The organism is Plesiocystis pacifica SIR-1, assembly GCF_000170895.1.
GTDB lineage: Bacteria > Myxococcota_A > Polyangia > Nannocystales > Nannocystaceae > Plesiocystis > Plesiocystis pacifica.
This window is the reverse complement of record NZ_ABCS01000181.1, coordinates 1-10,297: the sequence shown is the minus strand read 5'-3', so window position 1 is coordinate 10,297 and position 10,297 is coordinate 1. Positions and strand designations below refer to the sequence as shown.

The 10,297-nt window shown below is 69.7% G+C and carries 8 protein-coding genes; 3 read left to right on the top strand and 5 right to left on the bottom strand.

Annotated features, from left to right (window positions below; all coding sequences use genetic code 11):
• Nucleotides 1-450: 450 nt before the first annotated feature.
• The 5 genes from PPSIR1_RS40315 to PPSIR1_RS40295 are packed head-to-tail and all read right to left on the bottom strand — an operon-like array spanning nucleotide 451 to nucleotide 5,892.
• Complete coding sequence (locus PPSIR1_RS40315; RefSeq protein ID WP_045117719.1) at nucleotides 451-1,683, bottom strand: GAK system CofD-like protein; 1,233 nt, start codon at nucleotides 1,681-1,683, stop codon at nucleotides 451-453.
• A 56-nt stretch (nucleotides 1,684-1,739) separates the two neighbouring features.
• Nucleotides 1,740-2,960 carry an HprK-related kinase B gene (locus PPSIR1_RS40310; protein WP_006977098.1) on the bottom strand — a complete coding sequence of 407 codons (1,221 nt, stop codon included), beginning with the start codon at nucleotides 2,958-2,960 and terminating at the stop codon, nucleotides 1,740-1,742.
• Nucleotides 2,957-3,868 (bottom strand): GAK system ATP-grasp enzyme, encoded by a 912-nt coding sequence (locus PPSIR1_RS40305; RefSeq protein ID WP_006977097.1) that lies wholly within the window; start codon nucleotides 3,866-3,868, stop codon nucleotides 2,957-2,959. The genes PPSIR1_RS40310 and PPSIR1_RS40305 overlap by 4 nt, the downstream gene beginning before the upstream one ends.
• Before the next feature lie 48 nt (nucleotides 3,869-3,916).
• A complete protein-coding gene (locus tag PPSIR1_RS40300) occupies nucleotides 3,917-5,608 on the bottom strand; it encodes a PhoU domain-containing protein (RefSeq protein ID WP_006977096.1) in 1,692 nt (563 codons plus the stop codon).
• 17 nt (nucleotides 5,609-5,625) lie between these two features.
• Nucleotides 5,626-5,892, bottom strand: a complete 267-nt coding sequence (locus PPSIR1_RS40295; RefSeq protein WP_006977095.1) for an amphi-Trp domain-containing protein — start codon at nucleotides 5,890-5,892, stop codon at nucleotides 5,626-5,628.
• A 211-nt stretch (nucleotides 5,893-6,103) separates the two neighbouring features.
• Here PPSIR1_RS40295 and PPSIR1_RS40290 point away from each other — a divergent pair, with 211 nt between their 5' ends.
• The 3 genes from PPSIR1_RS40290 to PPSIR1_RS45335 all read left to right on the top strand — a co-directional run.
• Nucleotides 6,104-6,466, top strand: a complete 363-nt coding sequence (locus PPSIR1_RS40290) for a hypothetical protein (protein ID WP_006977094.1) — start codon at nucleotides 6,104-6,106, stop codon at nucleotides 6,464-6,466.
• Nucleotides 6,463-9,126 (top strand): S49 family peptidase, encoded by a 2,664-nt coding sequence (locus PPSIR1_RS40285; protein ID WP_006977093.1) that lies wholly within the window; start codon nucleotides 6,463-6,465, stop codon nucleotides 9,124-9,126. The genes PPSIR1_RS40290 and PPSIR1_RS40285 overlap by 4 nt, the downstream gene beginning before the upstream one ends.
• 92 nt (nucleotides 9,127-9,218) lie before the next feature.
• Nucleotides 9,219-10,297, top strand: a 1,079-nt coding sequence (locus tag PPSIR1_RS45335; RefSeq protein WP_006977092.1) for a formylglycine-generating enzyme family protein, incomplete at its 3' end; no start/stop codon positions are given.

Genomic DNA, 10,297 nt, shown 5'->3' with positions numbered 1-10,297 from the left:
CAGCAGCCCTGCCGGCCCTCCCAAGCCCCGTCCCAAGCCCTGGACGCTCACCGAACGCCCCGCTTTGGCCGGGTTTTTTCCCGTATCCGCCATCGCCCTCTGCCGACCTCATGAACGTAGCAGAGCTGTGCTCAAAGCCCAAGTTGGTTTAGTAACAGTGCAACATTACACTGCGCCAAACGCTACCTGGGGCATTGCGGGACAGGATTCGACGACAATTACAGTAGGCATTCAATTTGTGGGTACAGCAACGATTCGAATCGCTGTACCAAAGAACACGACGCGGACCTCGGGCCGCGCCGTGCTCGCAGCTTCGCTCCCGCGGCGCACGCGGCCCCACCCGTTGAGACAGCCAAACCCCGACGCTCGGACGGGCGTGACCTCGGCCCCGCGGATCGCCCCCCACTCGGTGAGGACGCCAGGTCAGACCAAGCAGAGCAACCAGCCCGATCAAACCAGAGACAGCAGCAAGTCGACCAGGCGGCGCGGCTCGATCAGCGGGGCGGTCGCCTCGGACACCAGCGCCGTGTCGATGACCTCGACCCCGTGGGCCTCGATGGCGTCGACGTCCAGCCCCCCGACGTACTCCCCGCGATCGCTGTCGACGAGCACGAAGTGCAAGAGCAGCTCCGTGGGCGTGTCCTCCCCGGCGTCGCGGCGCAGCTGCTCGAGGATCAGCCGGACCTGGTCGTGGGGTGCCAGCCCGGCCTCCTCCGGGTCCTCGCCGCAGTTGGGCACGTAGACCTTGGGGCAGCCCGCCCGCGCCACGGCACGGCCCACGCCGGCGGGCAGCAGGCAGGCCATGACCGAGGTGAAGAAGCTGCCGATCGGGAAGCAGATCAGCTCGGCCTCGTCGATGAGCTCGGCGGTGCGCTCGTCGATGTGGGCCTCGGCCAGGCCCTCGGAGCCGTCGGCGGCCTCCGTCAAGCGCAGCTCGCGGATCGGCGCGGACAGGGGGCTCTCGGGGCGCGTGATCTGGTGCTGGCCCACGACCACGGTGCCGTCGGCCAGCTCCGCCGACAAGTGCAGGTTGCTGTCGACCACGGGCCGGACCACGCCGCGCACCGCGACCAGCTTGGAGAACAGGAAGATGACCGCGTCGATGTCGCGGTTGTTGTTGAGGTAGCCGCCCGCGAGGATCAGGTTGCCCACGCTCGCCCCGCGCAGGTCGAAGGTCAGCGGCATGCGCTCGATGAAGAAGCCCAGGTGGTTGCGGATCAGCGTGCGCAGCGGCTCGGGCACGGCCGCGACCAGGGGGTCGACGCCTGCGGCCATGGTCGAGAGCAGCCGGCGCAGCTCGGTCTGGCTCTCGTCCTTGGCGAAGCGGGTGTTGAACAGGCGGTAGACCTCGGGGTTGCCGAGCAGGGCCGTGTCCGCCAGGGCCATCAGCCGGTTGCGCAGGTCGCCGACGGAGATCATCGGGAAGGCCTCGCGCAGCTTGGCCGAGCTCCCGCCCGAGTCGAAGGGCGTGATCAGGTGGACCGAGTTGTGGGTGTACTCGGTCAGCACCCGGCTGGTCTTGCGCAGCGCCGAGCCGCCCGAGAAGAACAGCACGGTCGGCCCGATCTCCGGCGCCCGCAGGTAGCGGGCCAGGCGGATGGGGTCCGGCACCACCCGGCTCTGGGTCAAGGTGATGCGGCACTGGCGGTCAGCCGGGATGTCGACGGTGCGGGAGTCGGGCATGGTGGGGCGGGTCTCGGCTCGGGCCGACCGGCCCAAGATCCCTAGATCATAGGATACTAGAGGCCCAGGAGCTCGAGGGCGGCGTTGCGGCCCCGCTCGAAGTCGATGCCGCCAGCCAGCTCGAGCACCGGGACCCCGGCCAGGGCCTCGATGTAGGCGTCCTGCTCGCGGCTCGGCGCCTGTCCTGGGCTCTCCAGGTAGAAGGCACCGGGCGCCTTCATGAGCGCGGGCAGCAGGTCGCGGCGCTCGGCCACGTCGACGCGCTGGGGCCGGGTCGGGCTGCCGTCGCGGCGCCAGTTGAGCAGGACCACGCCCGCGAGCTCGCCGTGCAGCCAAAAGCGCTGGCCCGGGAAGCACTGGGGGATGCAGCCGTCGAACTTGTGCTCGAGCTGCCACAGCTCGTCGATGGGCAGGGCCGAGAAGCGCTGGCGCTCCTCCTGGGTCAGGATCGGCCCGAGCGCGGCGTTGTTGAGGATCGTGCCCGGGTTGATGCGCGGGTGCTTGGGCACGCCCTCGATGACCGGCGCGACGCCGGCGGCCCGCTGCTCGGCGGTCCGCGGCCGAATCATGATCCGGTCGTTGCTGAGGAAGTCCAGGCGCCGATCGTTCATCAGGTTGAGGGCGAGGGTCGACTTGCCCATGCCCGAGAAGGCCGCGATCGCGATCACCCGCGGCCACGCGCCCTCGGCCGCGCTCGGGTCGCGCAAGGCCACGGCCGAGGCGTGCCCGAGCAGCGATCCGCCAGCCAGGGACCACTGGATCATCCGGTTGTTGATGAAATTGATGACCTGGTTGGGGTTGGCCAGGCACGGCCCGATGGCCAGGTGCTCGGCGCCAAACAGGAACCACATCCCGGTCCGCAGCTTGTGGACCACGCGGCCGTCGTCGAGGTCGATGGACGCCTCCTTGGGGCCCTTGACGCTGGGCTTGTACTCGCCGATGCGCATCATCGCCTCGGCCCCGAGGTTGGGCGGGACGGCCTCGATGGCGGTGATCCGCGTGGCCTCGGCGTCGTCGAGGGCCGCGCCCTCGAGGGTCCGGAAGCCCTCGAAGTAGCCCTGCAGCTCGGTGATCAGCGCCGGCGCGTTGGTGTCGAGGACGACCTTGAAGCCGTCGAAGTCCCAGCCCGCGCGGTGCGGACGGGCGAACTCCCCGCGCAGCTCGGCGATGGTCGCCGCGATGGACTGGACGCGCCGCGGCCCCGAGGTCGGGTGGGTCACCAGCTCCTCGCCGGGCGCCCGCTCGCCGGCCCGATCGACGTGCTCGGGCCCGCTCACTGGACACCTCCCGCGCGCGCGGCCTGGATGGTGGCGATAGCGTAGTCGGCGTACTTGGCCGCCGCGTCGAGCTTGCAGGCCTCGAGCAGGCCCCGGAAGCCGCCGAAGGCCGAGACCTCGAAGACCTTGGGGCCGTCCGCGGTCTCGACCACGTCGACGCAGGTGAAGTCGAGGTCGTAGAGGGCCTGGGCCTTGCGCGCGAGCTCGATGATCTCGGCGCTGGGCTCGTGGGCCTCGTACTTGCCGCCCTGGCTGGTCGAGGTGATGCCCGAGCCGCTGCGCGACACCCGGGCGTAGGTCGCCAGGTACTCCCCGCCGAGGAACACGACCCCGAGGTCGCGGCCGGGGATGTCGACGAGCTGCTGCAGGTACATGACCGGGTTGGCGGCCTTGAACTGCTCGAGCTTGGCGCGCAGCTCGGGATCCTCGGCCCGCATCACCTCCATGCCGCGGGCCTTGGAGGTGTACAGCGGCTTGCCCATCACCGCGCCCAGGCGCCGGACCGCGGCCTCGCCCTCGTCGAGGCTCTCGGTGACCACCGTGGGCGGCATGGGGATGCCGCCCTGGCGCAGCCTGACCGTGCCCGAGAGGCGGTCGATGAGGGCGTACATCGACTCGGGCCGGGAGAACACCCGCACCCCGCTGCCCTCGAGGGCGCGGATCAGCTCGACGCGGTCGAGGGCGTCGGGGCTGTACTCCTTGGCGATCTTCTTGACGACCACGCCGTCGAGCTCGCTCAGGTCGAAGCCCTCGTGGACCAGGCGGCCGTGCTCGAAGTCGAAGGCCACGTCCTGCATCTCGATCAGCCGACGAAAGCCCGTGCGCTGCTCGAGCGCGTCGAGCATGCGCTCGGTGGACCAGCCGTCGGCGATGCCGATGACGCCAATGCGGAGCTGTACTTGGTTCATGGGGGTTCCTGGGAGGTTCCTGGGAGAGAGGTGCTCGGGGCGGGGAGCTCAGGGGACGAGGGTGGACTCGTCGAGGTGGAAGTCGGCCCAGCGCTCGGGCGTCAGGGGGCCCTCGCCGAGGCCGGCCTTGGCCCGGACTTCGGCGCGGTAGCCCAGCAGGCGCTCGAGCAGGTAGCGCGAGCGCAGCATCATCGACGCCGAGAACTCGGGGTCCATGACGAAGCGGGTCGAGGTCAGCAGCGAGCGGGCCAGGCCCAGGGCCAGCCGGGCCTCGAAGCTCGCGTCGCCGTGGGCCCGGGCGAAGCCCTGGGCGAAGCGGAAGAAGGCCTTGCTGACCGCGTCGAGGCGGCGGCGCGGGCCGGCGTCGAACACGTTGAGCCGGTAGTTGGACACGATGAACACCGACACGTCCTGGAGGTAGTCGAAGGGCCGCGAGCGGTGCAGATCGATGAGGTGGACCCGCCGCTGGGGCAGGTTGAGGATCAAGTTGTCGGTGTTGAAGTCGCCGTGGATGAGCACCCTAAAGGGCGCGACGAGCTCGGCGTCGAGGCCCCGAGCCTCGCGCAGCAGATCCTCGAAGGGCGCGATGTGCAGGTCGTCGATGCGCGTCGCCGGGCTGCGGAACTCGGGGTGGACCTTGAACACGTCGGGCAGGCGGCTGGACACCTGGCGCATGAAGTTGGGCCGGCAGGGCACGGCCTCGAGGGTCCGCGTCCACACCCGCTCGATGGTCTTCGTGACCATGTTGAAGGCCGTCCCGCACACCCGCGCGTCGGTGTCGAGCATGATCCGCTGGAAGGTGTCGCCGCGCAGGAACTCGAGCAGCAGCGAGGCCTTGGGCCCGTGGTCGTGGAAGCCGAAGATGCGCGGGGGCAGGCCGGGCTCGAGCTGCTCCCAGCGCTCGAGCGCCTCCTTCTCCTCGACCACCTTCTTGGTCCGCCCCTCCTTGAACACCACGGAGCGGCCGCCCTTTTGAGGGTGGACCATGCCGATGCGGCTGCCCGAGCGCGTCTCCCAGATGCCCTCGAAGTCGACCTCGCTCAGGTCGAGCTCGACCTCGGAGTTGGCCAGGGTCTCCTCGAGGGCCTGGAACTCGCTGACCTTGAGCTTCTCGCCGACGGTGGCGAAGATCGCCGCCTCGCCGATGTTGAGCAGCGAGTCGCCGGTGCGCTCGAGGTAGCGGTAGATGAACAGGGTCGTGACCAGGTCCTCGGGCGTGTCGCCGTGGCGCAGGTCGTCCATGATCCGCTTGAACACCGCGGCGTAGAGCTCGTCGACCTCGAGCTCGGCGCGGCAGATCTGCAGGGCCTTGGACATGTCCCGGCGAAACAGCGCCGCCTCGACCATGCGCAGCGCCTCGAAGATCGTGGCGAAGAAGGGGTCGGGGTCGAAGCCGTGCAGGACCTCGAGCTCGGCGAGGTAGCCGAGCTGACCGACGATGTTGACCCCGAAGTCGGCGATGCGCTCGAGGTTGTTGGTCGCCGTGTTGATCGCGCGGATCAGGTCGACGGTGCCCACGTCGAGCTCCTCGTTGGTCAGCAGCCGAAAACACTTGTTCTCGATCATGCTCTTGAGGTTGTCGACGTAGTCGTCGCGGGCGGCGATCTTGGCGATGACCTCGGGGCGAGGATCGACGAGCACCCGCTGCGTGTCCTCGAGCAGCTTGGTGACCTCGAGGATCAGGAACTTGAAATTTTCGCGCACGCCGGTGACGGCGATGGCTTCGCTGCTGGTGGTCATGGCGAAGGCTCCGCTCGTCAGTCGACCTTGATGGTCAGGGCGTCGGCGTCGGCCTCGTCGCGCTCGCGCCAACCAACCTTGATGGCCAGCTTGACCTTGCCGCCCTTGCGCTTGGCCCGGACCTGGAGCTCGAGCATGCCCTCGGGCTCGAGGCTCAGCAGGTGGTCCGCCGCGCCGAGCTCGATGTGACCCTTCTCGATCCCCGCGGTCACGGCCCGCAGGTACTTGACGATGGATTCCCGGTCTTGGACCGATTCGTGGCGAAAGTCGTCGTCTGCAGCCATGGCGTACCCGACCCGCGTCTAGCAGACCCGAGGTCCGGTGCGCCAGGGGGCGCACCCGACGCGAAGTGTCGTGCACGGTCCTCCCTGCCCCCCAATTGTCCCGCTGCGCCCCGGCTGGTGTTTGGCGCAGAACCAGCTTGTAATGGCGCGGATGTCCTCGGACGACTCGCGCCGCGAACCGCCGCCCCCTCCCCCAAAGATCACGCGCCACGTGCAGCCTCTCGGCCCGCGGGTGCTCGTGCGCATCATCAAGGACCCCGACCGCCTCGAGTCCGGGCTCTTCCTGCCCGAGGGCGCCAAGGAGAACACCCGTCAGGCCCTGCTCGGGGAGGTCGTGGAGGTCGCGCGGACCATGCCCAAGGTCAACTACGAGCTCGACGATGACGACGACGACGACGACGACGCGCCGACCGGCACCCTCGGCGAGAACGTCAGCGGCGTGCCCCTGGGCGCCAAGGTGTTGTTCGCCAAGACCCGCGGGCTGACCGTGCCCTGGGACGAGAGCCTGCGCATCGTCGACGTGCGACATTTGCTGGCGATCGTCGACGAGATCCCCGAGGAGGCGATGCAGTGACCGCTCTGTTCCATCATCCACGCAAGTTCGTGACGGGCCTGGCGGGCCTCGCCCTCGCGCTGAGTTTGCCGGCGACGGCCGCGGCCGCCGATCCCGTGGCCCAGCACCGCGAGCTCGGCGACGGCGTCGACCGGCCCATCCACGACCTGTCCGGCGAGGGCGACTCGAGCAGCCTCGAGCTCAACCCCGCACAGCTCAACTCCGTCGAGGGCTTCGACCTGACCCTGCTGGGCTACCAGACCGTCTACGACTTCGCCCGCGGCACGGGCTTCGGCGCCTTCGCGTCCCTCAACCTCGGCCTGGGCCTGGCCCTCGGCTTCGGCGTCCAGGCCCTCGAGCCCGGCTTCGGCGGCGAGCAGTTCGACGCCGACGGGGCCCACAACCGGCCCATGACCAAGGTCAGCTTCGGCCTGGCCGCTGGCGACGGCGAGTGGGGCAGCGTCGGCGTCGGCGTGCACGGGGTGCGCCGCGACGGCCAGCGCCTGCGCGTACCTCAGCTCGACCTGGGCGCGACCTTGCGCATGACCAACTACGCCAGCTTCGGCGCCGTCGCCCGCCTCGGGCCCACGGACCTGCGCGACGCGACCTACCGCCCGGTCCTCGACCTCGGCGGCGAGCTGGCGATCCGCCCCCTGGGCACGCGCTGGCTCGAGCTCGCCGGCGGCGTGATGACCCGCACCGACCAGAGCCAGGGCCGCGGCTTCTCCAACTTCGACGCCGACCACGACCTGCTGCCCTACGGCCGCCTCGCCGTGCGCTACCAGGGCCTCGAGATCGCCGGCGAGGTCCAGCGCGTCCAGGTCGACATCCTCGACGAGAACAGCCTGGCGATCCTCGACGAGACCGCGGCCCTGCGCGGCGGCGTGTCCATGGCCCTGGCCTGGGACTACGGCTCGGTCGGCGTCGGCGTGCACTCGGGCCTGGGCTCGGGGGTCGACGGCGTGGCCTACCGCGCCCGCTTCTCGACCAAGCGCCAGGGCCGGGCCGTGTGGGTCCGCCCCGTCGACGCCGAGGCCATCGAGCTGAAGAGCATCGGCAACCAGCGCACGCTGATCGCGACCTTGCGCCGGCTCGAGCGGGCCGAGGCCGCAGGCGAGCGGAGCATCTTGCTGATCAAGGCCGACGGCTTCGGCATGGGCTGGGCCGCGGGCCAGGAGCTGCGCGACGCCCTGCGCCGGGTCCGGGACGCCGGCGGCCACGTCTACGCCTACGCCGAGCAGCCCAACACCCGCGACTACTGGATCGCCAGCGTCGCCGAGAAGGTCTACGTCCACCCGGCCGGCCGCTTTGCCACGGTCGGCCTGGGCGCGCGGCGGCTGTTCTACAAGGACGCCCTCGCCAAGATCGGCGTCCAGGTTCAGTCCGTCCACATCGACGAGTACAAGAGCGCCCACGAGTCCTTCACCCGCTCGAGCCGCAGCGACTACGACCGAGAGCAGCGCACCGCCCTGCTCGACGACACCTGGGACACCGTGCTCTACGACATCGCCCAGGCCCGGGGCATGTCGATCAGCGCCGTCGCGGACACCATCTTCGAGTCGCCCCTGGGGCCCCAGGAAGCCGTCGACGCCGGCTTCGCCGACGCCATCACCCACCGCGACGAGGTCCTCGAGACCCTCGGCGAGCAGCTCGACGAGAGCGGCGGCGTGGTCGTGAGCCTGCGCCGCTTCGCGCCCACCACCCCCGAGCGCGAGACCTGGAGCGAGTCCCCCTACTACGCCGTCGTCCTGCTCGAGGGCACGATCATCGGCGGCAAGAGCCGGACCATCCCCATCCTCGACATCAAGTTCACCGGGGGCGACACCGTCGCCGACACGATCCGCGCGCTCCGGGGGGACTCGGCGTGCAAGGGCATCGTGCTCCGGGTCGACAGCGGCGGCGGCTCGGCCTTCGCCAGCGAGGTGATGTGGCGCGAGGTCGCGCTCACCCGCGAGGCCTGGGAGAAGGACAAAAAGGGCTCCCCGCCCATCGTCGTGTCCATGTCGGACGTCGCCGCGAGCGGCGGCTACTACGTGCCCGTGGGCGCCGACACCATCTTCGCCGAGCCCCTGACCATCACCGGCTCGATCGGCGTGGTCTACATGCACTACGACGTGTCCGGCCTCCTCGACATGCTCGGCGTGAACGTCGACCGGATCGAGCGCGGCAGCCCGGCGATCGACGCCAACGCCATCTGGCAGCCCTGGTCACCCGAACAGCTCGAGCGCCAGCAAAAGGGCATCGAGCAGACCTACGACCTGTTCCTGAGCCGCGTGTCCGGTGGTCGGGGCATGACCAAGGAGGCCATCAACGAGGTCGGGCGCGGCCACGTGTGGTCGGGCAAGCGGGCCAAGGACATCGGCCTCATCGACGAGTTTGGCGGGCTCCGCGAGGCCCTCGACGAGGTCCGCGAGCGCAGCGGCGAGCCCACCTACAAGGCCAAGGACTATCCCCTGCGTCTGCTCCCGAGCCGACCCAGCCTCGTGCAGCTCCTGGTCAAGGGAGCAGGATCACTCGTGGCCATCCCCGTCGAGAAGGCGGCCGCGGCCCGAGAGGCCGAAGCGGCCGAGCAGCTCCCCTTCGCCCTCCGCGACGCGATCACCCGCTTGTCTCTATCTTTGCTGTTCTTGCCGCAGGACGAGGCCAACCTGATCATGGAGGGGACCCTCGAGATCGAGTGAGCCCCTCGCCCGCCTCGCCCGAGACGGTGAAGAAGATGGACAGGGGCGTCGCTATGGCCGAAAGTCCCTAACGGAAGCTGCGGAACAGGACCATGAACTTGCAAAACACTACGCTACTCAGCCTGAGCCTCGCCCTGATCTGCCTCGGCCCCGTGGGCTGCGGTGACGACCTCGTCGAGTCCAACGACGAGGTCGGAGAGGACACGGACACCGAGACCGAGTCCACGGAGGAGTCGACCGAGTCCACGGAGGAGTCGACCGAGTCCACGGAGGAGTCGACCGAGTCCACGGAGTCCGAGACGGACACGACCGAGACCGAGACCGACACCACCGAGACCGACACCACCGAGACCGACACCACCACCGAGGAGACCGACACCGGCGAGACCGACACCACCGGCGAGACGGGCACCGAGGACACCACCGAGGACACGACCGAGGAGTCCACGGAGACCGGCCCCTTTGAGCCCTGCACCGGCCAGTGCGGCACCCCGGGCTGCGGTACCTGCCCGGACACCGCGGTCGTCGACATCGCCGGCATCCACGGCATCGACGCGACCGAGGCCACCGTCGACGACTACAGCCTGTTCCTCGACGTCGAGTTCGACATGCTCGGCTTCCTCGCCCCCGAGTGCTTTTGGAAGGTCGGCACCCCCGAGGAGTTCGAGCCCGAGATCTGGGACGACCAGCTCCAGGGCAGCGGCCAAAACCCCGTCACCGGCGTCGACTGGTGCGACGCCGAGGCCTACTGCCGCTGGCAGGGCAAGCACCTGTGCGGCCTCGACGGCGGCGAAGCGGGCACCATCGAAGACTCGACCGCCAGCAACAACGAGTGGTACCGGGCCTGCTCCAACGGCGGCGTGTTCACCTACCCCTACGGCGACACCTACAGCGGCACGGCCTGCAACGGCGAGGACCTCGCCCTGGGCGCCGTCAGCGAGGTCGGCAGCCTCAGCGGCTGCGAGGGCGGCGTCGCGGACATCTTCGACATGAGCGGCAACGTCTGGGAGTGGACCGCCGCCTGCGCCATGGAGCCGATGACCGAGGACTTCGAGCAGCAGTGCCAGCGCCGCGGCGGGTCGTGGTTCAGCAACTCGTTCACGATGCGCTGCGCGATCGAGTCCGAGCGCGTGCGGACCTTCCGGGCCGCCAACACCGGCATCCGCTGCTG

Bases quoted from the DNA above. Each gene is read 5' to 3' on its own strand.
- PPSIR1_RS40315 (WP_045117719.1), bottom strand. From the start codon at position 1,683: ATGCCCGACTCCCGCACCGTCGACATCCCGGCTGACCGCCAGTGCCGC.
- PPSIR1_RS40305 (WP_006977097.1), bottom strand. From the start codon at position 3,868: ATGAACCAAGTACAGCTCCGCATTGGCGTCATCGGCATCGCCGACGGC.
- PPSIR1_RS40300 (WP_006977096.1), bottom strand. From the start codon at position 5,608: ATGACCACCAGCAGCGAAGCCATCGCCGTCACCGGCGTGCGCGAAAAT.
- PPSIR1_RS40295 (WP_006977095.1), bottom strand. From the start codon at position 5,892: ATGGCTGCAGACGACGACTTTCGCCACGAATCGGTCCAAGACCGGGAA.